This is a genomic window from Escherichia sp. E2586 (genome assembly GCF_005781105.1).
Lineage (GTDB): Bacteria > Pseudomonadota > Gammaproteobacteria > Enterobacterales > Enterobacteriaceae > Escherichia.
Window position 1 is genome coordinate 356,513 of the sequence record NZ_VATN01000009.1, and the last position, 22,803, is coordinate 379,315.

Sequence of the window (22,803 nt, forward strand, 5' to 3'; positions counted from 1 at the left end):
CGGTACTATGTCTCGTAATACTGAAGCAACTGACGATGTCAAAACATGGACCGGCGGCCCGCTGAATTATAAAGAAGGATTCTTCACCCAGTTAGCCACCGATGAGCTGGCAAAGGGGATAAACGAAGAGGTGGTGCGCGCAATTTCGGCGAAGCGTAATGAGCCGGAGTGGATGCTGGAGTTTCGTCTTAACGCCTATCGCGCATGGCTGGAGATGGAAGAACCACACTGGCTGAAAGCGCACTACGACAAGCTGAATTATCAGGATTACAGCTATTATTCGGCACCGTCGTGCGGTAATTGTGACGATACCTGTGCGTCTGAACCCGGCGCGGTGCAGCAAACTGGCGCGAACGCCTTTTTAAGTAAAGAGGTGGAGGCGGCGTTTGAGCAGTTGGGCGTTCCCGTGCGGGAAGGCAAAGAGGTGGCGGTGGATGCCATTTTCGACTCTGTTTCGGTTGCCACCACTTATCGCGAAAAGCTGGCGGAGCAGGGAATTATCTTCTGTTCCTTTGGCGAGGCGATTCACGATCACCCGGAACTGGTGCGTAAATATCTCGGCACCGTGGTGCCGGGGAATGACAACTTCTTTGCCGCGCTTAATGCGGCAGTGGCCTCTGACGGTACATTTATTTATGTGCCTAAAGGCGTGCGTTGCCCGATGGAACTCTCCACCTATTTCCGCATTAACGCGGAAAAAACCGGGCAGTTTGAGCGCACCATTCTGGTGGCTGATGAAGACAGCTACGTCAGCTACATTGAAGGCTGTTCCGCTCCGGTGCGTGACAGCTATCAGCTACACGCTGCGGTGGTGGAAGTCATCATCCATAAGAACGCCGAGGTGAAATATTCCACGGTACAAAACTGGTTCCCTGGCGATAACAACACCGGCGGTATTCTCAATTTCGTCACCAAGCGTGCTTTGTGCGAAGGCGAAAACAGCAAAATGTCATGGACGCAATCAGAAACCGGTTCAGCCATTACGTGGAAATATCCCAGCTGCATTCTGCGCGGCGATAACTCCATTGGTGAGTTTTACTCAGTGGCACTGACCAGCGGTCATCAGCAAGCGGATACCGGCACGAAGATGATCCACATCGGTAAAAACACCAAATCAACCATTATCTCGAAAGGGATCTCTGCCGGACATAGTCAGAACAGTTATCGCGGCTTAGTGAAAATCATGCCGACGGCAACCAATGCGCGCAATTTCACTCAGTGCGACTCAATGCTGATTGGCGCTAATTGTGGGGCGCATACCTTCCCGTATGTCGAATGTCGCAATAACAGTGCACAACTGGAGCACGAGGCAACGACATCACGTATTGGTGAAGATCAACTGTTTTACTGCCTGCAACGCGGGATCAGCGAAGAAGATGCCATCTCGATGATTGTTAACGGTTTCTGCAAAGACGTGTTCTCAGAACTGCCGCTGGAATTTGCCGTTGAAGCACAAAAACTCCTCGCCATCAGTCTTGAACACAGCGTCGGATAAGGAATAAACATGTTAAGTATTAAAGATTTACACGTCAGCGTGGAAGATAAAGCTATCCTGCGTGGATTAAGCCTCGACGTTCGTCCCGGCGAAGTTCACGCCATTATGGGGCCAAACGGTTCGGGCAAAAGTACCTTATCGGCAACGCTTGCCGGGCGAGAAGATTATGAAGTGACGGGCGGCACGGTTGAGTTCAAAGGCAAAGATTTGCTTGCGCTGTCGCCGGAGGATCGTGCAGGTGAAGGTATCTTTATGGCCTTCCAGTATCCGGTGGAAATTCCCGGCGTCAGTAACCAGTTTTTCCTGCAAACGGCACTTAATGCGGTGCGCAGCTATCGCGGCCAGGAAACGCTCGACCGCTTTGATTTTCAGGATTTGATGGAAGAGAAAATCGCTCTCCTGAAGATGCCGGAAGATTTATTAACCCGTTCGGTAAACGTTGGCTTTTCCGGCGGCGAGAAAAAGCGCAACGATATTTTGCAAATGGCGGTGCTGGAACCGGAGTTATGTATTCTTGATGAGTCGGACTCCGGGCTGGATATTGACGCATTAAAAGTGGTTGCCGATGGCGTGAACTCGCTGCGTGACGGCAAGCGTTCATTCATCATTGTTACGCACTACCAACGCATTCTTGACTACATCAAGCCTGATTACGTCCATGTTCTGTATCAGGGGCGAATTGTGAAATCCGGTGATTTCACGTTGGTCAAACAACTGGAGGAGCAGGGTTATGGCTGGCTTACCGAACAGCAGTAACGCGCTGCAACAGTGGCATCACTTGTTTGAAGCTGAAGGGGCGAAACGTTCTCCAGAAGCACAGCAGCATTTACAACAATTGCTGCGTACCGGCCTGCCGACACGTAAACATGAGCACTGGAAATATACGCCGCTGGAAGGGCTGACCAATAGCCAGTTTGTCAGCATTGCGGGTGAGATATCCCCGCAACAACGCGATGCCTTAGCGTTAACGTTAGACGCCGTGCGGTTGGTGTTTGTCGATGGACGTTACATGCCAGCGCTTAGCGATGCAACTGAAGGCAGCGGGTATGAAGTGAGCATTAACGACGACCGTCAGGGATTGCCCGATGCCATTCAGGCAGAAGTCTTTTTGCATTTGACGGAAAGTCTGGCGCAAAGCGTTACGCATATTGCCGTCAAGCGCGGTCAACGGCCTGCAAAGCCATTGCTGCTAATGCATATTACCCAGGGCGTGGCAGGTGAAGAGGTGAACACCGTCCATTACCGGCATCATCTGGATCTGGCGGAAGGTGCCGAAGCAACGGTGATTGAACATTTTGTCAGTCTTAATGATGCTCGTCATTTCACCGGCGCGCGGTTCACCATCAACGTCGCAGCGAACGCCCACTTGCAGCATATCAAGCTGGCGTTTGAAAACCCGGTCAGTCACCACTTTGCCCATAACGATTTGTTGCTGGCTGACGATGCCACCGCATTTAGCCACAGTTTCCTGCTGGGTGGCGCTGTGTTACGGCACAACACCAGTACGCAACTCAATGGCGAAAACAGCACGCTGCGCATCAATAGCCTGGCGATGCCGGTGAAAAACGAAGTGTGTGATACCCGCACCTGGCTGGAACACAATAAAGGTTTTTGTAATAGCCGCCAGTTGCACAAAACTATCGTCAGCGACAAAGGTCGCGCGGTGTTTAACGGTTTGATCAACGTCGCGCAGCACGCCATCAAGACTGACGGCCAGATGACCAATAATAATCTGCTGATGGGTAAACTGGCGGAAGTGGATACCAAACCACAGCTGGAAATCTATGCTGATGATGTGAAATGCAGCCACGGCGCGACAGTGGGGCGTATTGATAACGAACAGATGTTCTATCTGCGCTCGCGCGGGATCAATCAACAGGATGCCCAGCAGATGATCATTTACGCCTTTGCCGCCGAACTGACGGAAGCACTGCGTGATGAAGGGCTTAAACAGCAGGTGCTGGCCCGAATCGGTCAACGACTGCCGGGAGGTGCAAGATGACTTTTTCCGTCGACAAAGTGCGGGCCGATTTTCCGGTGCTTTCGCGTGAAGTGAACGGTCTGCCACTGGCTTATCTCGACAGCGCCGCCAGTGCGCAGAAACCGAGCCAGGTGATTGACGCCGAGGCTGAGTTTTATCGTCACGGCTACGCCGCGGTGCATCGCGGTATTCATACCTTAAGCGCCCAGGCGACCGAGAAAATGGAGAACGTGCGCAAGCGGGCGTCGCTGTTTATTAATGCCCGTTCGGCGGAAGAGCTGGTGTTCGTCCGCGGCACGACGGAAGGGATCAATCTGGTCGCCAATAGCTGGGGCAACAGCAACGTGAGATCAGGCGACAATATCATCATTAGTCAAATGGAACATCATGCCAATATTGTTCCCTGGCAAATGCTTTGCGCGCGTGTTGGCGCAGAGTTGCGTGTGATCCCGCTTAACCCGGACGGCACACTGCAACTGGATACACTGCCCAATCTGTTCGACGAGAAAACTCGCCTGCTGGCAATTACCCATGTCTCCAACGTGCTGGGGACGGAAAATCCGCTGGCGGAGATGATCACGCTTGCGCACCAGCATGGCGCAAAAGTGCTGGTGGATGGCGCTCAGGCGGTGATGCATCATCCGGTGGATGTTCAGGCACTGGATTGCGATTTCTACGTTTTCTCCGGGCATAAACTGTATGGTCCCACCGGCATTGGCGTGCTTTATGTCAAAGAAGCCTTGTTGCAGGAGATGCCGCCGTGGGAAGGCGGCGGTTCAATGATCGCCACCGTCAGCCTGAGTGAAGGCACTACCTGGACCAAAGCGCCGTGGCGGTTTGAAGCCGGTACGCCCAATACGGGCGGTATTATTGGCCTTGGCGCGGCGCTGGAGTATGTTTCGGCGCTTGGGCTTAACAACATTGCCGAGTATGAACAAAATCTGATGCATTACGCATTGTCGCAGTTGGCAGCGGTGCCGGATCTTACGCTCTATGGTCCGCCGGACAGACTTGGCGTTATTGCCTTTAATCTCGGTAAACACCATGCCTATGACGTCGGCAGTTTTCTTGATAACTACGGTATTGCTGTGCGTACCGGACATCACTGCGCAATGCCATTAATGGCCTATTACAACGTCCCCGCGATGTGTCGGGCGTCGCTGGCAATGTACAACACCCATGAAGAAGTGGATCGTCTGGTAACTGGATTGCAACGTATTCATCGTCTATTGGGGTAAAAGGGAGGCTCTATGGCTGTATTGCCGGATAAAGAAAAATTGCTGCGTAACTTTTTACGCTGTACCAACTGGGAAGAGAAATATCTCTACATTATTGAACTGGGACAGCGTCTGCCGGAATTAGGCGATGAAGAAAGAAGTCCGCAAAATAGCATTCAGGGCTGTCAGAGTCAGGTGTGGATTGTGATGCGTCAGAATGCGCAGGGAATTATTGAATTGCAGGGCGACAGCGATGCGGCCATTGTGAAAGGGCTTATTGCGGTCGTTTTTATTCTCTACGATCAAATGACGCCGCAGGATATTGTCAATTTCGATGTACGTCCGTGGTTTGAAAAAATGGCGCTCACCCAACATCTCACCCCATCTCGTTCACAAGGTCTGGAAGCGATGATTCGCGCAATTCGCGCCAAAGCCGCTGCACTTAGCTAAACTAAAGGAACAGCTTTCATCCGGTAGGCTCACTTTGCCGGGTGGTCGATGTTTACACTGGCCTGCACAGGAGTGTTTCGGCTTCAGGTAAACATAAGCGCCATCCGTCGTTTCAGCGTGAGCCACCGGCAAATACAGGAGGTTTACAATGAAACGCGCGTCTTTACTAACACTGACTCTTATCGGCGCTTTCAGCGCCATTCAGGCAGCCTGGGCGGTAGATTACCCGCTCCCACCAACCGGAAGCCGACTGGTTGGGCAAAATCAAACCTATACGGTGCAAGAGGGGGATAAAAACCTTCAGGCTATTGCCCGTCGTTTTGATACTGCGGCAATGTTGATCCTTGAAGCCAATAACACAATTGCTCCGGTGCCAAAACCAGGCACGACAATAACCATTCCTTCGCAACTGTTATTACCTGATGCACCGCGCCAGGGGATAATTGTGAACCTTGCGGAACTGCGTCTTTATTATTATCCGCCGGGAGAAAATATCGTGCAGGTCTACCCGATAGGTATTGGCTTGCAGGGGCTGGAAACGCCAGTGATGGAAACACGGGTAGGGCAGAAAATCCCCAATCCTACCTGGACGCCCACGGCGGGTATTCGTCAGCGTTCACTGGAGCGAGGCATCAAATTACCGCCAGTTGTTCCAGCCGGGCCGAATAACCCTCTGGGACGCTACGCACTGCGCCTGGCGCACGGCAACGGCGAATACCTCATTCATGGCACCAGTGCGCCGGACAGCGTCGGTTTGCGCGTCAGTTCAGGCTGTATGCGTATGAACGCGGCGGACATTAAAGCACTGTTCTCCAGTGTGAGAACGGGAACGCCGGTAAGAGTGATCAACGAACCGGTAAAATACTCTGTAGAACCGAACGGGATGCGTTATGTTGAAGTGCATCGACCGCTATCGGCAGAAGAACAGCAGAACGTTCAGACAATGCCGTACGCACTGCCTGCAGGCTTCACGCAATTTAAAGACAATAAGGCTGTAGATCAGAAGTTAGTCGATAAAGCATTGTATCGTCGGGCAGGGTATCCGGTTGCGGTAAGCAGTGGAGCAACTCCAGTAGCCAGCAATGCGTCTGCAGTAGAGTCAGCGCAGAATGGTGAACCAGAGCAAGGAAATATGTTACGCGCGACGCAATAGGCGTAATGAGCAGGCAAAAAAAATGGCGCACAATGTGCGCCATTTTTCACTTCACAGGTACTATTACTTGCGGTATTTAGTAGCCATGTTGTCCAGACGCTGGTTAGCACGAGCTGCGTCATCTTTAGCAGCCTGAACGTCGGAACGCATTGCGTTCACGTCGTTGCTCAGCTGGTCAACTTTAGCGTTCAGAGTCTGAACGTCAGAAGACAGCTGATCGATTTTAGCGTTGCTGGAGCAACCTGCCAGCAGAGTAGAACCCAGGATTACCGCGCCCAGTACCAGTTTAGTAGCTTTCATTATTAATACCCTCTAGATTGAGTTAATCTCCATGTAGCGTTACAAGTATTACACAAAGTTTTTTATGTTGAGAATATTTTTTTGATGGGAAGGCACTTATTTTTGATCGTTCGCTCAAAGAAACATCGAACGCTTGGTTTTAGATAAAAAAAATGAGAGAAAACAGGATGGTTCCATCGGATTCATCTTAGATAAAGTGAGATTATATAGTGAAATCCGATTTGATTTTTTATTGCTTCTGGTTATCGATTAAATAAAAAAAGCGCCCATCAGGGCGCTTCGATATACGAATTAATTCACAAAAGCAATATTACAGGACGTGAACAGATGCGGTGTTAGTCGTGCCGCTCGGTACCAGCGCGCCAGAAACCATGACTACGACGTCGCCTTTGTGCGCCAGACCGCTCTGCAGCGCCAGTTCTTTACCCAGACGATAGAAATCATCAGTAGAGGTAATTTCTTTAACCAGCTGCGGTACAACGCCTTTGCTCAGTACCAGCTGATGAGCTGTTTTTTCGTTGGTGGTCAGCGCCAGAATGGTTGCATCCGGGAAGTATTTACGTACTGCACGAGCAGATTTACCGCCCTGGGTCGCTACGACGATCAGCGGAGCATCCAGTTTTTCAGCAGTTTCAACTGCGCCACGGCAAACCGCTTCGGTGATACGCAGTTTACGGTTGTCGTTGTTGAACTCGAGACGGCTGTTCATCACGCGGTCGGTACGTTCACAGATGGTCGCCATGATAGAAACAGCTTCCAGCGGATATTTACCTTTTGCGGATTCACCAGACAGCATTACTGCGTCGGTGCCGTCGAGGATGGCGTTGGCTACGTCACCAGCTTCTGCGCGAGTCGGACGTGGGTTTTTGATCATAGAATCCAGCATCTGGGTCGCAGTGATAACGACTTTACGTGCACGGATACATTTTTCGATCATCATCTTCTGGGCGAAGATAACTTCTTCAACCGGAATTTCTACACCCAGGTCGCCACGTGCAACCATGATGCCGTCAGATGCTTCGAGGATTTCGTCGAAGTTATTGAGGCCTTCCTGGTTTTCGATTTTGGAGATGATTTGGATGTTTTCGCCGCCGTGCGCTTTCAGGTGCTCACGGATTTCGACAACGTCAGAACGTTTACGGATAAAGGAAGCAGCAACAAAGTCTACACCTTGTTCGCAACCGAAGATCAGGTCCTGTTTGTCTTTTTCTGCCAGTGCCGGCAGGGCGATGGAAACGCCTGGCAGGTTCACACCTTTGTTCTCGCCCAGGTCACCGTTGTTCAGTACTTTACAGATAACTTTGTTACCTTCGATAGCGGTAACTTCCATACCGATCAGACCATCGTCAACCAGTACGGTGTTGCCGACGGACAGGTCGGTAGTGAAACCTTCATAAGTTACCGCAACCATTTCGCTGTTGCCGATAACAGATTTGTCAGTGGTGAAAGTAAAGGTCTGGCCTGCTTTCAGAGAAACGTCGTTACCGCCTTCCAGTTTCATGGTGCGGATTTCCGGACCTTTGGTATCGAGCAGGATAGCGGCAGTTTTACCGGTTTTGCTCATCACGTTGCGCAGGTTCTGAATGCGCTGACCGTGTTCTGCATAGTCACCATGAGAGAAGTTCAGACGCATGACGTTCATGCCCGCGTCCAGCATTTTAGCTAACATCTCTTCAGATTCGGTTTTTGGGCCGATGGTGCAAACAATTTTGGTCTTTTTCATGACAGTCTTAGTCTTTAAGTTGAGAAGGATAGGAGAAACTTGCTTTCTGGGCGCACTGCCGGAAAGCGAATCCGGTATTACGAAAGTGATGGTGCCTCGCTCTAAGGATAGGTGACATCGAAAAAGCGTGCAGAGGAATGTGTGCTTGTGTCTCAGCCCAACGTGAGTGCCTGTTTTTGAGTCGTTGAGTTCTACAGTCCAAAGTGCTGAAACCATTCAAGAGTCAATTGGCGCGGATTATACGCTGAATTTAATCAAAAAGGAAAACAAAAACAGCGTTTCAAAAACATTCATGCATATACACAATAAACTGTTATCAAAGATTTAACGTCCTCGATAGCAGATTACGCAAAATCATCGCTGCTTGCGCAACGGGAAGGCGATGGCTGGAAGGCGGAGGATGACTGGAGTAAAGACAGAGTGCATACCTTCGTTACACAACAGATGCAATTATAATAATTTATCGAGTTATTTGTTTGATTTTGTTTGTTTTTTGTTTAAGTAATGAGATTGATATATGCTGATAACTGGCATGATAAATGGGTGTGAATAATGGGCAACCGGACAAAAGATGATGAGCTGTACCGCGAAATGTGCAGAGTGGTAGGGAAAGTGGTGTTGGAGATGCGTGACCTGGGCCAGGAGCCAAAACACATCGTCATCGCTGGTGTGCTGCGTACAGCATTAGCAAATAAACGTATCCAACGCAGCGAATTAGAAAAGCAGGCGATGGAAACAGTCATTAATGCACTGGTGAAATAATTGTTCGGGGATAGCGCGTAACGCCTTATCCCCTCTGTTTTATTATATTGTCACATGTAAGTTTATTTTTATAAATTGATGTAAGGCAATCATCTTAATTGCGATATGTATTTAATTTTATAGCGAATTAACTATTTCTATATTCTGGAATGTATATCACAAATTATTGTAGAGTAAATGAAATTCATTTCAAATGATAACAAATATCACTCCGCTTTTAATCTTCTGCTTTCCATTTTTAATTGATAACGATCAATGTTAAGGGCTAGGAATAATCACATTATTTTTTCTCCTAACCATAAAGGATTAGTTTGCTTGCGTTAAATCATGTCTCATACGCTATCGGGTTAGGACAAAAATATCTGGTGTTGGAGGCATAGTCAGCAGCGTATTAGTTGAATGCTTAATAGAAGGCTACTGAATTGTCAGCACTGTGTTTGCGAAGAGGATGCGAAATAAATGAACCCGGTTGAACGTCCACTATTAGATATTGGCTTAACGCGATTAGAGTTCTTGCGTATATCAGGAAAAGGTCTTGCTGGTTTAACAATAGCCCCTGCGTTATTGTCACTTTTGGGCTGTAAACAGGAAGATGTCGATAGCGGCACGGTGGGGCTAATAAACACGCCCAAAGGAGTGTTAGTTACCCAGCGTGCGCGTTGCACCGGCTGCCACCGCTGTGAAATCTCCTGTACCAACTATAACGATGGCGCCGTTGGTACTTTTTTTTCCCGCATCAAAATCCATCGTAATTATTTCTTTGGCGACAAGGGCGTAGGTTCCGGTGGCGGCTTATACGGCGATCTGAATTATACCGCCGACACCTGCCGCCAGTGTAAAGATCCTCAATGCCTGAAGGTCTGCCCGATTGGCGCGATTACCTGGCAGCAGGAAGAGGGATGTATAACCGTCGATCATAAACGTTGCATTGGTTGTAGCGCCTGTACCACTGCGTGTCCGTGGATGATGGCCACCGTAAATACTGAAACTAAAAAATCCTCGAAATGTGTGTTGTGTGGTGAATGCGCAAACGCCTGCCCGACAGGGGCGTTAAAAATTATCGAGTGGAAAGATATTACTGTGTGAATCTTGCAAAGGAAAAAATCATGGCTAACGGTTGGACTGGTAATATATTAAGAGTCAATCTTACGACAGGAAATATTACCCTCGAAGATTCCAGTAAGTTTAAAGATTTTGTCGGCGGTATGGGCTTTGGCTACAAAATTATGTATGACGAAGTACCTCCAGGCACCAAACCTTTCGATGAAGCAAATAAATTAGTTTTTGCTACGGGGCCGTTGACAGGGTCTGGTGCACCCTGTAGTTCTCGCGTAAATATCACATCACTTTCCACATTTACCAAAGGAAATTTAGTCGTCGACGCCCATATGGGCGGTTTTTTTGCTGCACAAATGAAATTCGCCGGATACGACGTCATTATTATCGAGGGTAAAGCGAAATCACCGGTCTGGCTAAATATAAAAGATGACAAAGTTAGCCTGGAGAAAGCCGATTTCTTGTGGGGAAAAGGGACGCGTGCAACCACGGAAGAAATTTGCCGTTTAACCAGCCCTGAAACCTGTGTAGCGGCTATTGGTCAGGCGGGTGAAAATCTTGTGCCTCTCTCTGGCATGCTGAATAGTCGTAACCACAGTGGCGGCGCGGGAACTGGCGCAATAATGGGCTCCAAAAACCTGAAAGCGATTGCGGTTGAAGGGACAAAAGGAGTCAACATTGCCGATCGCCAGGAGATGAAACGACTCAATGACTATATGATGACCGAACTTATTGGCGCTAATAACAATCATGTCGTGCCAAGTACGCCGCAATCGTGGGCAGAGTACTCTGATCCCAAGTCGCGCTGGACAGCTCGTAAAGGGCTGTTTTGGGGCGCAGCGGAAGGCGGCCCGATTGAAACAGGAGAAATCCCGCCTGGCAATCAAAACACGGTCGGTTTCCGCACCTATAAATCTGTCTTTGATTTAGGTCCGGCAGCAGAGAAATACACCGTCAAAATGAGTGGCTGCCACTCATGTCCAATTCGTTGTATGACCCAGATGAACATTCCTCGGGTTAAAGAGTTTGGTGTACCCAGTACAGGTGGTAACACCTGTGTCGCTAACTTTGTCCATACCACTATCTTCCCGAACGGGCCGAAAGATTTTGAAGATAAAGATGATGGCCGGGTAATTGGTAATCTGGTCGGTCTGAATCTGTTCGATGACTACGGGCTGTGGTGTAACTACGGGCAGTTGCATCGCGACTTTACCTATTGTTACAGCAAAGGCGTGTTTAAGCGCGTTCTGCCTGCTGAAGAGTATGCGGAAATTCGCTGGGATCAACTGGAAGCTGGTGACGTTAATTTCATTAAAGATTTTTACTATCGTCTGGCGCACCGCGTGGGTGAGTTGAGTCACCTGGCTGATGGCTCGTATGCCATTGCTGAACGCTGGAATTTGGGTGAAGAGTACTGGGGCTACGCAAAAAATAAACTCTGGTCGCCGTTTGGTTATCCGGTTCACCATGCCAATGAAGCATCGGCACAGGTCGGCTCTATCGTTAACTGCATGTTCAACCGTGACTGTATGACGCATACGCACATCAACTTTATCGGCTCCGGTTTGCCGTTGAAACTGCAGCGTGAAGTGGCAAAAGAGCTTTTTGGCTCTGAAGATGCTTACGATGAAACCAAAAACTACACGCCGATCAATGACGCAAAAATTAAATATGCCAAATGGTCGCTGTTGCGGGTTTGTTTGCATAACGCCGTCACCCTGTGCAACTGGGTCTGGCCAATGACCGTTTCGCCACTGAAAAGCCGCAATTATCGTGGCGACCTTGCGCTAGAAGCCAAATTCTTTAAAGCAATCACTGGCGAAGATATGACGCAGGAAAAATTAGATTTAGCTGCTGAGCGTATCTTTACGTTACATCGTGCCTACACGGTAAAACTGATGCAAACCAAAGATATGCGCAATGAGCATGACCTGATCTGCTCTTGGGTATTTGATAAAGATCCGCAGATTCCGGTCTTCAGTGAAGGTACTGACAAAATGGATCGCGATGATATGCACCAGTCACTCACGCTTTTCTACAAGGAAATGGGCTGGGACCCACAGCTTGGTTGTCCAACGCGAGAAACGCTTCATCGACTCGGGCTGGAAGATATTGCCGCCGATCTGGCGACACATAACCTGCTACCAGCATAAGGAACCGGCGTAATGAGCCAGCAGGAGGAAATGACACAACTGGAAGCGCCTGATATTGACGTGACTAAGCGTCACTGGTTGCACAGTATGCGTCAGCCCGATGACACTGCGAACGATGCGGTTACAGGGCCTGAACCGGCTGAAATTCTGGCGGAGTTTATCCGCCAGCATTCGACGGCGGGTCAACTGGTTGCACGCGCCGTGTTCCTGTCGCCGCCATATACGGTTGCTGAAGAGGATCTTTCTGCATTGCTGGAAAGCATACGGCAGAGTTCAGACTTCGCAGATATCGCCTGTATGACGGGCAGTAAAGATGATTATTACTACTCAACGCAAACCATGAGCGAAAACTATGCCGCTATGTCTTTGCAGGTTGTTGAGCAGGACATCTGTCGGGCCATTGCACATGCCGTTCGCTTCGAATGCCAGACGTATCCCCGGCCTTATAAGGTCGCCATGCTGACGCAAGCGCCATATTACTACCAGGAAGCGCAGATTGAAGCCGCGCTCGCCGCGATGGATATCGCTCCTGAGTATGCCGATATACGCCAGGTGACGTCATCGACGGCTGTGTTGTACCTGTTTAGCGAGCGTTTTATGAGCTATGGCAAAGCTTATGGCTTATGTGAATGGTTCGAGGTTGAGCAGTTTCAGAATCCCTGAAGTTTCAGGGAGATATCATGGATAGGGTGGACAGTCGCAGCCACAGCATTAGAGGATAATAAGATGTCCTTCACTCGACGCAAATTTGTTCTGGGGATGGGAACGGTACTCTTTTTTACCGGTTCAGCACCTTCTTTGTTAGCGAACACCAGACAAGGAAAGGAAGTTCGATATGCCATGATTCACGATGAATCACGGTGCAATGGCTGTAATATTTGCGCCAGAGCATGCCGTAAAACTAACCATGTACCGGCACAGGGAAGTCGTTTGTCTATCGCGCATATCCCGGTCACCGATAACAATAACGAAACGCTGTATCACTTTTTTCGCCAGTCATGCCAGCACTGTGAAGATGCTCCTTGCATCGACGTTTGCCCCACAGGGGCATCGTGGCGTGATGAACAGGGGATCGTGCGGGTAGAAAAATCACAATGCATTGGCTGTAGCTACTGCATCGGCGCATGCCCGTATCAGGTTCGTTACCTTAATCCACTGACCAAAGTGGCGGATAAATGTGATTTCTGTGCTGAGTCACGGCTGGCAAAAGGTTTTCCGCCCATCTGCGTTAGCGCCTGTCCGGAACATGCGTTGATCTTTGGTCGCGAAGATAGCCCAGAAATTCAGGCATGGTTACAGGAAAATAAATACTATCAATATCAGCTGCCTGGTGCCGGGAAACCGCATCTGTATCGCCGGTTCGGTCAACATTTGATTAAAAAGGAAAATGTATGAACCCGTCGCAAAATGCTGAACAATTTCATAACCAGTTGGCGAACTATGTACCGCAGTTTTCTCCCGAATTTTGGCCTGTGTGGTTGGTCATTGCCGGGCTGTTGCTGGTCGGGATGTGGTTAGTGTTGGGGCTTCACGCCTTGCTTCGCGCTCGTGGTATAAAGAAATCCACCACTGGTCATGGCGAGAAGGTTTATCTCTACAGCAAGGCGGTGAGATTATGGCACTGGTCGAATGCGTTACTCTTTGTTTTGTTGCTGGCTAGTGGGCTAATCAATCACTTTGCGCTGGTGGGCGTTGCTGCAGTCAAAAGTCTGGTTGCCGTACATGAGGTTTGTGGATTCCTGCTACTGGCATGCTGGCTTGGCTTTGTTCTCATTAATGCCGTTGGGGGTAATGGTCATCACTACATTATCCGTCGTCAGGGCTGGCTGGGGCGAGCGGCTAAACAAACGCGGTTTTATCTGCTTGGAATTATGCAAGGGGAAGATCATCCATTTCCTGCAACAACACAGTCTAAATTCAATCCATTGCAGCAGGCCGCCTATGTTGGTGTGATGTATGGATTGCTGCCGCTGTTATTGTTGACGGGGCTGCTATGCCTTTACCCGCAAACCGTGGGGGACGTGTTCCCTGGCGTAAGATACTGGTTATTGCAGGCGCATTTTGCTCTGGCAGTTATAAGCCTCTTTTTTATCTTCGGCCATCTCTATCTTTGCACCACGGGGCGTACTCCGCACGAAACTTTTAAATGTATGGTCGATGGCTATCACCGGCATTAACGAATGATCATTACACGAGCTGATCTGCGAGAGTGGCGTGTAGGCGCGGTTATGTACCGCTGGTTTCTGCGCCGTTTTCCGCAAGGTGGAATTTATGCCGATATACACCACGCCCTGATTGGCGAAGGGTTTACCGACTGGGCGGAAAGTCTGGTTGAGTACGCCTGGAAAAAATGGCTGGCAGACGAAAATTTCGCCCGTCAGGAAGTTTCCTCAATGCAAAAACTGGCCAAAGGCCCCGTAGAGATACCCTTTTGCAGTCAGTTCGCCCGGGCCGACGATCACGCACGCGTCGGCTGTTGTAAGGATAACGCCAGAATCGCCACCGTGGGGTATGCTGCGCAAATTGCCAGCATGGGTTATAACGTGCGGATTGGCAGTGTCGGCTTTAACAGCCATATCGGTAGCTCAGGTGAACGTGCTCGTGTTGCTGTAACCGGTAATTCCTCGCGGATAAGCAGCGCCGGAGACAGCAGTCGTATTGCGAATACCGGAATGCGAGTACGCGTTTGTACATTGGGTGAACGGTGTCATGTCGCCAGTAATGGCGATCTGGTGCAAATCGCCAGCTTTGGCGCAAACGCCAGGATTGCCAACAGCGGCGATAACGTTCATATCATCGCCAGCGGTGAAAATTCAACGGTAGTGAGTGCGGGAGTGGTGGATTCAATTATTCTCGGGCCAGGAGGCAGCGCCGCGCTGGCGTATCATGACGGCGAAAGAGTGCGCTTTGCCGTAGCCGTTGAAGGTGAAAGTAATATTCGCGCTGGAGTTCGCTATCGTCTGAATGAGCAGCATCAATTTGTGGAATGCTGACTCTTTTACCTTAATCAAACGACAGACGTCGGCGTGCGCGGGATGCTGGCTTAACGACGGCCTGCGCCATAGCCTCGCCAATTTCAGCACAAGCCGTAAGCCCCTGAACGAAAGGCCGATCGTGCATTAGCCAGGGCAACGCGCCGAACGCCACGCGACCACGAACTTCTTCCGGTTGCTGTAGCGTATAATCTTCACCGATATCAGGGATTTCATCGCCTGTTTTCTGTAGCTGTGCACGTAGTCCAGGGAAAGGAATGTCTTTCACTTTGAGCGGGCGCTGCCCACGAGCATCAATAAAAACGTCAAACGAGTAGCTGTTGTCCGCTGTTTTCAGCATTGTGTGCGTTTTGTCGATTTCCATATCGTATTCCTCACCGAGAGCGAGAATATGGATAATTCCCGCCTCGCGCAAAGCCAGTAAGCGCTTTATAGATTCAGAAGGAATAGCTGCATAATTGTCGATAAATACTCTGGCAAGGCCTTTACTGAACCGTTTATGGTCGTGCTCATTCAGATGCGGAACAATTTCCTGTACGGCTTCATGCAGGCGAAGAATGACATAACGCCAGGGAACGGTATGTTTTTCACGTTTATTTCGCTCGACTTCTGCTAAGTTTTTTTCTGCCCAGGCAAATGGGTCATGCTGTTTACGGTCAGCAAACCAGGCCAGCGCGAAGGTATCGACATTCAGGTCCTCTATCGCAATATGTTGGCTCCAGTCAGGATCAGCCGCAGTAATCTCTTTCAATATAAGTTTAAATACCCGGTCCAGAAGACCCTGTGTACCTTTTTCAATTTCCGCGTTCAGGGAATGTTCAGTGACAATGCGTAGAGGTTCGTAGGGAATTGGGCAATAGAAATCGGCTTCTGGCAAAATACCTGTGCGTGACATCAATGTAATACTGAGTTTTTCACTGTCGCTATCGCGCTGAAACAGAATGCGTTGATTATCTTTTTCAATAAAGGAACCATGCTGGATAGCAACCGCCATTGCGGCATCCAGTCCGCTCAAGGATGTTCCCATAATGCCCACGCGACAGGCTTCAATTTTCGCTTCCATTAACCCTGACCACGGGCTGGGGAAATATGTTCGGCTTGCCAGTTCTTCGTCAGGCCAGACGTGACCGGTGGCTATTACGGCTAAATCAAACGTCTCAACTGGCAAATCCCGATCTGTGAAGATAAGCACGCCAGAGTCTGTGACTTGCAGATCAGTCACCTGGCAAGATTCATAAACGTTGATTTCAAATTGCTGCTGCCGAGCTTGTTCTACCAACCGTAAAAAGCGATCACGGAAATATTCTCCTAACAAAATCCTCGGCAAAAACTGGCGATCGTGCAAGCTTTCCTTTTTAACGCCATAACGTTGCAGATGGCTGGCCTCTTGCTCTTGCAACCATTCCAGATAAGTACAATAAATCGGCGGTATTTCAATGCTGGCAATATTTGCCAGCATCATTTTAGAGTTTTCTTCATCATTGTACGGCATACCGACACCCGCCTCGTCGGCTTGCTCGAAGAGAGAAATGGAGAGTGGCGTTTGTTGCTGCAAAAGCGAGAGGAAAGTGTAGATCCCTGTTGGTCCGGCACCCACAATGGCAATTTTTTTCATTGTTACTTACCTGTATGCATTTTTTGAATTTGGTGTTACCAGATAATTGTGGTGGAAATATTTAGAAAAGGAGAAATTTCAGACGGGGACGAAAAGGGCGCGTATCGCCCTTCATTAATTTCTGTCAGGCCAGTTTGGCCTGATTGATTTGACTCAGTGACTCATTGACATCGAAAACTTTGGCAATAACTTCTGCGACACCAAGATTTTTCAGGCGGGCAGTATGTTTGTCCAGATAAGCCAGGGCGCTTTTTTCATCGGTAAAAAGGTAGATCCCACCGGCTTCATGGTTCTTTTCACTTTCTGTCCACACCTTCCACAGAAAACCGGGCTCCTGATTAATCGACTCGGCAAGCGGTTTAAGTTGCTCAGCCATTTCGTCGCCAAAGGGGCCATTAAAAGCAAAATGAAGTTGTAATAAAGTTGCCATAGCTATTCTCCTTCTGATAACGCATACGAGGATAGTGTAAATCTTTTAACGTATTGGATACAGAGAAGAAGCAGGAGAAACAAAAGGGAAGAGAAGACCAGATTAAGAGAATCTGGTGCGTCCGAGTGGACTCGAACCACCGACCCCCACCATGTCAAGGTGGTGCTCTAACCAACTGAGCTACGGACGCAGGATGGTGCGTTCAATTGGACTCGAACCAACGACCCCCACCATGTCAAGGTGGTGCTCTAACCAACTGAGCTATGAACGCAACGTTGTAGGTGACAACGGGGACGAATATTAGCGGCAGAGCGTGAAGGTGGCAAGAGGCAAATCGTAATTTTCTGCGCTATTTCTATCGTTTGCAGAGCTTTTAAGCAAATTGGCGATATTTTGTTGATTTGCAAGGGCGATTTTTGGCCAGAGATCATATTTAGATTTGATACAGCCGATTATCCCTCGACTCACAATGTAAAACAGAGACTTTGCCACCATATCAATTCTATCGTGGATAAATCCTTCGTAGCCTTTACACTTAGGTAGCGATAAAGGCACACAGATGCAGCATAGGAATAAGTCATGGGATCTGATGCAAAAAACTTGATTAGCGACGGGAAAGTGCAAATTGTTCATGCTGGAGACGTTATCGGCGCGACTCAACTTACTGATGGCGAGTTGATTGTTGAGGCAGGCGGAAGAGCAGAAAATACCGTGGTCACAGACGCTGGCTGGCTGAAAGTTGAAACTGGTGGAATCGCCAAATGTACACAGTACAGCAACAATGGCACGTTATCAGTCGGTGACGGCGCAATAGCCACTGACATTGTTCAGTCAGATGGTGGAGCGATTAGCCTCTCAACGCTCGCGACTGTTAATGGCCGCCATCCCGAGGGTGAATTTAGCGTTGATCAGGGCTATGCCTGCGGTTTATTGCTGGAGAATGGCGGTAATCTGCGGGTACTGGAGGGCCATCGCGCGGAAAAAATCATTCTGGATCAGGATGGTGGTTTGTTGGTCAACGGAACAGCATCAGCAGTTGTTGTCGATGAAGGTGGTGAACTGTTGGTTTACCCTGGTGGAGAAGCCATCAATGGTGAGATAAACCACGGTGGCGTTTTTATGCTGGCAGGTAAAGCCAGTGATACGCTGATTGCGGGTGGCACCATGAATAATCTCGGCGGCGAAGACATTCATACCATCGTTGAGAATGGCGCCGTTTATCGCCTGGGGACAGACGGTCTGCAACTCTACAGTTCTGGTAAGACTAAAAACCTGACAGTTAAAACCGGTGGGCGGGCTGAAGTGCATGCCGGTACGCTGGAAAATGCAGTGGTACAAAGTGGGACAGTGATTGTGATGTCTCCCACCAGTGCGGATGAAAAATTCGTCGTAGAAGAAGACTGTGCTCCGGTTGAACTTACGGGGAGCGTTGCATTACAGGACGGCGCTTCTATGATTGTTGGCTATGGCGCTGATCTGAAACAATCAACGATTACGGTCCAGCAGGAAGGCATGTTGATCCTCGATGGCAGCACGGTTAAAGGTGACAATGTCACTTTCTATGTTGGCAACCTGAATCTCGATGGTGGAAAAGTGTGGCTGATAACGTCAACCGCAACGTCTGTGCAGTTGAAGGTGAAACGTCTGCGAGGAGAAGGAACGATTTGCCTGCAAACCAGTGCGAAAGAAATTTCTCCAGAATTCATCAGTGTGAAAGGGGAAGTCAGCGGTGATATTCACGTTGAGATAACGGATGCCAGTCGGCAGCCTATTTGCAGCGCACTTAAATTGCAGCCGGACGAAGATGGCATTGGCGCAACGCTCCAGCCAGCCTAAAATTAAGGCGCAATCTTTGCGGATTGCGCCTCATTTTTTTATCGAGATGCACGTTGCAAAATGATAGCCGATGGTAGACGTTGCAAGAAACGCATACGTAGCATCATCATAATGGCAGCAGAAGTCAGACCGATAATAAAGCCTATCCAGAAACCTGCCGGCCCCATCGGCTCAACTACCAGATTGGTCAATGCCAGAATATAGCCACTTGGTAAGCCCAACACCCAATACGCGATAAAGGTAATGTAAAAAATAGATCGCGTATCTTTATAACCACGCAAAATCCCGCTACCGATTACCTGTATCGAGTCAGAAATCTGATACACCGCCGCCAGCAACATCAGGTGTGCAGCCAGTGTCACAACTTCTGGATTATCGTTATACAGAAGAGCGATCTGCTCCCGCAGCGAGATTGTAAAAATTGCCGTCATCGTTGCCATACAGACGCCAACCATAAGCCCGGTTCGTGCAGCAGTTTGCGCATCCTGCGTGGAACCCTGACCCAGACGATAACCCACACGGATAGTCACAGCCGCTGCCAGCGACATCGGAAGAACGAACATCAGCGAACTAAAGTTCAGGGCAATCTGGTGGCCTGCCACATCGACAATACCGAGCGGAGATACCAACAGCGCAACCACCGCAAACAGTGTTACTTCAAAGAACAGGGCCAGCGCGATAGGTAAACCCAGTTGCACAAGTCTTTTCATTACCGCCGGATCTGGTTTAGCGGTGCCTTTTTCGTTGCGGATATCGCGCATAGAACGGGCATGCTTAATATAGGAAACCATAGCAAGGAACATTACCCAGTACACCGCCGCAGTCGCCACACCACAGCCGACGCCACCGAGTTCAGGCATACCGAAGTGACCGTAAATGAAGATATAGTTAACAGGAATGTTCACCAGCAGGCCAATAAAGCCCATTACCATGCCCGGCTTGGTTTTTGCCAAACCTTCACACTGGTTACGAGCGACCTGGAAGAACAGATAGCCCGGAGCCCCCCACAATAGTGCACGCAGATAACCCACTGCTTTATCGGCGAGGGCCGGATCGATATTTTGCATGGAGCGGATGATATACCCCGCATTCCACAGCACCAGCATAATAAGCACGGAGACGAAACCGGCCAGCCAGAAACCTTGTCGCACCTGATGCGCAATACGTTCACGGCGACCGGAACCATTCAATTGCGCGATGACTGGCGTCATTGCCAGCAGCAGTCCGTGACCGAAAAGAATCGCCGGGAGCCAGATAGAAGTACCAATGGCGACTGCCGCCATGTCGGTGGCGCTATAGCCGCCCGCCATGACGGTATCGACAAAACCCATCGCTGTTTGGGCGATTTGCGCGAGAATCACCGGGATTGCTAATGCTAATAACAGACGCGCTTCACTAATGTATTTCTGCACGTGAACACCTTTTATATTGTTGTTATATGAGAGACTAAAAAACCGCCTGAATGGGCAGCAAAAAGAAGAAGCAGGGGAAATTCAGTCTATTGTAGCGAGGATTTATTAATTCTCCAGTGAAAAAATAACCACTCAACCCCCTTTACTGGTAAGGACGTTTCCCACCTGCTATTGTGCTGAACAGAATGTCCTAACTGATTTCAGGAGTTGTAAGTATGTTTACGGGGATAGTGCAGGGCACCGCGAAGTTGGTGTCGATTGACGAGAAAGCAAATTTTCGAACCCATGTAGTGGAATTACCTGATTACATGTTGGATGGTCTGGAGACAGGCGCTTCTGTCGCGCATAACGGTTGCTGCCTGACTGTAACGGAAATTAACGGCAACCGTATCAGTTTTGATCTGATGAAAGAAACGTTACGAATAACAAACCTTGGTGATTTAAACGTTGGGGATTGGGTAAACGTAGAACGCGCGGCGAAATTCAGCGATGAAATCGGCGGACATTTAATGTCAGGTCATATTATGACCACCGCAGAAGTATCGAAAATAATAACATCAGAAAATAACCACCAGATCTGGTTCAAAGTACAGGATGAGCAGTTAATGAAATATATCCTGTATAAAGGGTTTATTGGTATTGATGGCATCAGTCTGACGGTTGGTGAAGTGACAGCGACCCGCTTTTGTGTGCATTTAATTCCGGAAACGCTGGAACGTACCACTCTCGGTAAGAAAAAACTCGGTGCACGCGTCAATATCGAAATCGATCCGCAAACTCAGGCCGTGGTAGATACTGTTGAACGTGTGTTGGCGGCACGGGAAAAGAATTAAAGCTGCGTTTGAAATGACATCGCCCCCAAAATGGGGGCGATGAAATAATACTTAACGCGCCACGCGAAGGCCGCTTTCGACCCCACGTGAGAACACCACTTGCCAGAGCTGGATATCACGGGCGCGGAAGGCACCAGCGCAAGCATTCAGATAATACGTAAACATCCGTTTAAAGCGTTCACTGTAGTTATCGGCAATTTCCGGCCAGGCGGCGAGGAATCGTTCATACCAGGCCATCAACGTAGTGTCATAGTCAGCGCCAAAGTTATGCCAGTCTTCCATCACAAAGTGTGGTTCACTGGATTGCGCAATCTGGCGTACAGAAGGCAGGCAACCATTCGGGAAAATATATTTGTTAATCCACGGGTCAACATTCAGATCGGTTTTTTTCGAGCCGATAGTATGTAGCAGGAAAATCCCTTCTGGCTTCAGATTACGATCCACCACCTCAAAATAGGTATCGTAATTTTTCGGTCCGACGTGCTCGAACATACCAACCGAAACAATACGGTCAAACTGGTCGTTCAGGTCACGGTAATCCTGTAGCAAAATGGTGACATCCAGACCTGCGCAGCGTTCCTGGGCCATTTTCTGTTGTTCGGCAGAAATCGTGACACCAACCACACTTACGTCATAATTAGACGCCATGTAATGCGCCAGCCCGCCCCAACCGCAGCCGATATCCAGAACCCGCATGCCCGGTTTTAACTGCAATTTTTCACAAATCATTTTGAGCTTCGCTTGTTGGGCAGATTCCAGATTATAGGCATCTTTCCAGTAAGCGCAGGAATACTGCATGAAGGGATCCAGCATACGGCTGAACAGGTCATTACCAAGGTCGTAATGCTCTTTACCTACTATCCAGGCACGCTTTTTACTTTGCAGATTGAAGAGCCGTGCGCCAGCAATGCGTAGTGTGTCTTTGAAATGATGGGGGAGTTGGTTTTCAAGCCCAGCGCGTAAGACTTTGCTAAAAAACATATCCAGTCGGTCACATTCCCACCAGCCATCCATATAACTTTCGCCTAACCCCAACGATCCTTCCTGTAGAACGCGTTTAAAAAAATCGGGGTTTTTAACTCGAATATCTGCCGGGGCAGAGCCATTAATGGCGATGCCTGCACGGCTAAGTAATTCGTTGGCGATACGGTACCAGTTGTCATCCGGTACGCTGACTTCTTCTATACACGATGAACTCATAGTTTCTCCATCACTGGTCGGTGATCAGAACCTTAAAACAGCGTAGACGCTTTTTGGGCTTTGTGAGAAATCTCGCAGGAAAACCGCGAGTCTATAATCCGACGTAGAACAGAGGAAAGGAGGAACCCTTGCCGAAATGACCATCCATAGTGACCCGGGAACGCTCCTGTCCCCGTAAAAACATAATATTTATC

General features: G+C 49.1%; 22 protein-coding genes and 2 tRNA genes. 15 read left to right on the forward strand and 9 right to left on the reverse strand.

Translation table 11 applies throughout. The features are described 5' to 3' along the window. The first annotated feature begins 7 nt into the window (after positions 1-7). From sufB to ldtE, 6 genes are all read left to right on the forward strand, one after another. Entirely contained in the window at positions 8-1,495 is a 1,488-nt protein-coding gene (sufB, locus tag FEK50_RS11650; protein WP_000089364.1) for a Fe-S cluster assembly protein SufB, read from the forward strand. 9 nt (positions 1,496-1,504) lie between these two features. Continuing rightward, entirely contained in the window at positions 1,505-2,251 is a 747-nt protein-coding gene (gene sufC, locus FEK50_RS11655; protein WP_000948872.1) for a Fe-S cluster assembly ATPase SufC, read from the forward strand. Next, positions 2,226-3,497, forward strand: coding sequence for a Fe-S cluster assembly protein SufD (gene sufD, locus FEK50_RS11660; RefSeq protein ID WP_131161187.1), 1,272 nt, complete (start codon positions 2,226-2,228; stop codon positions 3,495-3,497). Before sufC ends, sufD begins: the two co-directional genes overlap by 26 nt. Then, positions 3,494-4,714 (forward strand): cysteine desulfurase SufS, encoded by a 1,221-nt coding sequence (sufS, locus tag FEK50_RS11665; RefSeq protein WP_131161188.1) that lies wholly within the window; start codon positions 3,494-3,496, stop codon positions 4,712-4,714. Before sufD ends, sufS begins: the two co-directional genes overlap by 4 nt. Positions 4,715-4,726: 12 nt before the next feature. After that, positions 4,727-5,143 carry a cysteine desulfuration protein SufE gene (gene sufE, locus FEK50_RS11670; RefSeq protein ID WP_130208228.1) on the forward strand — a complete coding sequence of 139 codons (417 nt, stop codon included), beginning with the start codon at positions 4,727-4,729 and terminating at the stop codon, positions 5,141-5,143. Positions 5,144-5,291: 148 nt separating this feature from the next. After that, positions 5,292-6,296 (forward strand): L,D-transpeptidase LdtE, encoded by a 1,005-nt coding sequence (ldtE, locus tag FEK50_RS11675; protein ID WP_131161189.1) that lies wholly within the window; start codon positions 5,292-5,294, stop codon positions 6,294-6,296. Between the two features lie 63 nt (positions 6,297-6,359). Here ldtE and lpp read toward each other — a convergent pair whose 3' ends face one another. The 3 genes from lpp to FEK50_RS24735 form a co-directional block, all read right to left on the reverse strand. After that, a complete protein-coding gene (gene lpp / locus FEK50_RS11680) occupies positions 6,360-6,596 on the reverse strand; it encodes a murein lipoprotein Lpp (protein WP_000648420.1) in 237 nt (78 codons plus the stop codon). A 310-nt stretch (positions 6,597-6,906) separates the two neighbouring features. Next, on the reverse strand, positions 6,907-8,319 hold the full coding sequence (gene pykF, locus FEK50_RS11685) for a pyruvate kinase PykF (protein ID WP_064530058.1): 1,413 nt from the start codon (positions 8,317-8,319) through the stop codon (positions 6,907-6,909). Positions 8,320-8,326: 7 nt separating this feature from the next. Beyond that, positions 8,327-8,521: a hypothetical protein gene (locus tag FEK50_RS24735; protein WP_242664678.1), complete on the reverse strand. Its 195-nt coding sequence runs from the start codon at positions 8,519-8,521 to the stop codon at positions 8,327-8,329. Positions 8,522-8,871: 350 nt separating this feature from the next. On the opposite strand from FEK50_RS24735, the gene fumD reads away from it, so the two are divergent. The 7 genes from fumD to ydhT all read left to right on the forward strand — a co-directional run bounded on the left by fumD (position 8,872) and on the right by ydhT (position 15,283). Continuing rightward, complete coding sequence (gene fumD / locus FEK50_RS11690) at positions 8,872-9,081, forward strand: fumarate hydratase FumD (RefSeq protein ID WP_000528337.1); 210 nt, start codon at positions 8,872-8,874, stop codon at positions 9,079-9,081. A gap of 459 nt (positions 9,082-9,540) precedes the next feature. Further along, positions 9,541-10,167, forward strand: a complete 627-nt coding sequence (locus FEK50_RS11695; protein ID WP_130208224.1) for a ferredoxin-like protein — start codon at positions 9,541-9,543, stop codon at positions 10,165-10,167. Between the two features lie 20 nt (positions 10,168-10,187). Continuing rightward, positions 10,188-12,290, forward strand: a complete 2,103-nt coding sequence (locus FEK50_RS11700) for an aldehyde ferredoxin oxidoreductase (RefSeq protein ID WP_130224705.1) — start codon at positions 10,188-10,190, stop codon at positions 12,288-12,290. A gap of 12 nt (positions 12,291-12,302) precedes the next feature. Further along, entirely contained in the window at positions 12,303-12,953 is a 651-nt protein-coding gene (locus FEK50_RS11705; protein WP_131161190.1) for a YdhW family putative oxidoreductase system protein, read from the forward strand. A gap of 63 nt (positions 12,954-13,016) precedes the next feature. After that, positions 13,017-13,685, forward strand: coding sequence for a 4Fe-4S dicluster domain-containing protein (locus tag FEK50_RS11710; protein ID WP_131161191.1), 669 nt, complete (start codon positions 13,017-13,019; stop codon positions 13,683-13,685). Continuing rightward, positions 13,682-14,467: a thiosulfate reductase cytochrome B subunit gene (phsC, locus tag FEK50_RS11715; protein ID WP_131161192.1), complete on the forward strand. Its 786-nt coding sequence runs from the start codon at positions 13,682-13,684 to the stop codon at positions 14,465-14,467. The genes FEK50_RS11710 and phsC overlap by 4 nt, the downstream gene beginning before the upstream one ends. Positions 14,468-14,470: 3 nt before the next feature. Continuing rightward, a complete protein-coding gene (gene ydhT / locus FEK50_RS11720) occupies positions 14,471-15,283 on the forward strand; it encodes a protein YdhT (protein ID WP_131161193.1) in 813 nt (270 codons plus the stop codon). 10 nt (positions 15,284-15,293) lie between these two features. Here the strand turns inward: ydhT and FEK50_RS11725 are convergent, their stop codons facing one another. The 4 genes from FEK50_RS11725 to FEK50_RS11740 all read right to left on the reverse strand — a co-directional run bounded on the left by FEK50_RS11725 (position 15,294) and on the right by FEK50_RS11740 (position 17,599). Continuing rightward, on the reverse strand, positions 15,294-16,898 hold the full coding sequence (locus FEK50_RS11725) for an FAD-NAD(P)-binding protein (protein ID WP_131161194.1): 1,605 nt from the start codon (positions 16,896-16,898) through the stop codon (positions 15,294-15,296). Between the two features lie 124 nt (positions 16,899-17,022). Beyond that, positions 17,023-17,328 carry a monooxygenase gene (locus FEK50_RS11730; protein WP_130208210.1) on the reverse strand — a complete coding sequence of 102 codons (306 nt, stop codon included), beginning with the start codon at positions 17,326-17,328 and terminating at the stop codon, positions 17,023-17,025. A gap of 113 nt (positions 17,329-17,441) precedes the next feature. Then, positions 17,442-17,518, reverse strand: a tRNA-Val gene (locus FEK50_RS11735). 4 nt (positions 17,519-17,522) lie between these two features. Next, positions 17,523-17,599 (reverse strand) — tRNA-Val (locus FEK50_RS11740). Positions 17,600-17,907: 308 nt separating this feature from the next. Here FEK50_RS11740 and FEK50_RS11745 point away from each other — a divergent pair. Then, on the forward strand, positions 17,908-19,164 hold the full coding sequence (locus FEK50_RS11745) for an AIDA repeat-containing protein (RefSeq protein ID WP_131161195.1): 1,257 nt from the start codon (positions 17,908-17,910) through the stop codon (positions 19,162-19,164). Between the two features lie 38 nt (positions 19,165-19,202). On the opposite strand, the gene mdtK is transcribed toward FEK50_RS11745, so the two are convergent. Beyond that, on the reverse strand, positions 19,203-20,576 hold the full coding sequence (gene mdtK / locus FEK50_RS11750; protein ID WP_131161196.1) for a multidrug efflux MATE transporter MdtK: 1,374 nt from the start codon (positions 20,574-20,576) through the stop codon (positions 19,203-19,205). A gap of 215 nt (positions 20,577-20,791) precedes the next feature. Between mdtK and FEK50_RS11755 the strand changes: the two genes are divergently transcribed. After that, positions 20,792-21,409: a riboflavin synthase subunit alpha gene (locus FEK50_RS11755; RefSeq protein ID WP_131161197.1), complete on the forward strand. Its 618-nt coding sequence runs from the start codon at positions 20,792-20,794 to the stop codon at positions 21,407-21,409. 51 nt (positions 21,410-21,460) lie between these two features. Here FEK50_RS11755 and cfa read toward each other — a convergent pair whose 3' ends face one another. Then, positions 21,461-22,609, reverse strand: coding sequence for a cyclopropane fatty acyl phospholipid synthase (gene cfa / locus FEK50_RS11760; RefSeq protein WP_130208204.1), 1,149 nt, complete (start codon positions 22,607-22,609; stop codon positions 21,461-21,463). Positions 22,610-22,803: the final 194 nt, after the last annotated feature.

Coding starts and splice junctions, on each gene's coding strand:
- sufB (WP_000089364.1), top strand. CDS start 8: ATGTCTCGTAATACTGAAGCAACTGACGATGTCAAAACATGGACCGGC.
- sufC (WP_000948872.1), top strand. CDS start 1,505: ATGTTAAGTATTAAAGATTTACACGTCAGCGTGGAAGATAAAGCTATC.
- sufD (WP_131161187.1), top strand. CDS start 2,226: ATGGCTGGCTTACCGAACAGCAGTAACGCGCTGCAACAGTGGCATCAC.
- sufS (WP_131161188.1), top strand. CDS start 3,494: ATGACTTTTTCCGTCGACAAAGTGCGGGCCGATTTTCCGGTGCTTTCG.
- sufE (WP_130208228.1), top strand. CDS start 4,727: ATGGCTGTATTGCCGGATAAAGAAAAATTGCTGCGTAACTTTTTACGC.
- ldtE (WP_131161189.1), top strand. CDS start 5,292: ATGAAACGCGCGTCTTTACTAACACTGACTCTTATCGGCGCTTTCAGC.
- lpp (WP_000648420.1), bottom strand. CDS start 6,596: ATGAAAGCTACTAAACTGGTACTGGGCGCGGTAATCCTGGGTTCTACT.
- pykF (WP_064530058.1), bottom strand. CDS start 8,319: ATGAAAAAGACCAAAATTGTTTGCACCATCGGCCCAAAAACCGAATCT.
- fumD (WP_000528337.1), top strand. CDS start 8,872: ATGGGCAACCGGACAAAAGATGATGAGCTGTACCGCGAAATGTGCAGA.
- FEK50_RS11695 (WP_130208224.1), top strand. CDS start 9,541: ATGAACCCGGTTGAACGTCCACTATTAGATATTGGCTTAACGCGATTA.
- FEK50_RS11700 (WP_130224705.1), top strand. CDS start 10,188: ATGGCTAACGGTTGGACTGGTAATATATTAAGAGTCAATCTTACGACA.
- FEK50_RS11705 (WP_131161190.1), top strand. CDS start 12,303: ATGAGCCAGCAGGAGGAAATGACACAACTGGAAGCGCCTGATATTGAC.
- FEK50_RS11710 (WP_131161191.1), top strand. CDS start 13,017: ATGTCCTTCACTCGACGCAAATTTGTTCTGGGGATGGGAACGGTACTC.
- phsC (WP_131161192.1), top strand. CDS start 13,682: ATGAACCCGTCGCAAAATGCTGAACAATTTCATAACCAGTTGGCGAAC.
- ydhT (WP_131161193.1), top strand. CDS start 14,471: ATGATCATTACACGAGCTGATCTGCGAGAGTGGCGTGTAGGCGCGGTT.
- FEK50_RS11725 (WP_131161194.1), bottom strand. CDS start 16,898: ATGAAAAAAATTGCCATTGTGGGTGCCGGACCAACAGGGATCTACACT.
- FEK50_RS11730 (WP_130208210.1), bottom strand. CDS start 17,328: ATGGCAACTTTATTACAACTTCATTTTGCTTTTAATGGCCCCTTTGGC.
- FEK50_RS11745 (WP_131161195.1), top strand. CDS start 17,908: ATGGGATCTGATGCAAAAAACTTGATTAGCGACGGGAAAGTGCAAATT.
- FEK50_RS11755 (WP_131161197.1), top strand. CDS start 20,792: ATGTTTACGGGGATAGTGCAGGGCACCGCGAAGTTGGTGTCGATTGAC.
- cfa (WP_130208204.1), bottom strand. CDS start 22,609: ATGAGTTCATCGTGTATAGAAGAAGTCAGCGTACCGGATGACAACTGG.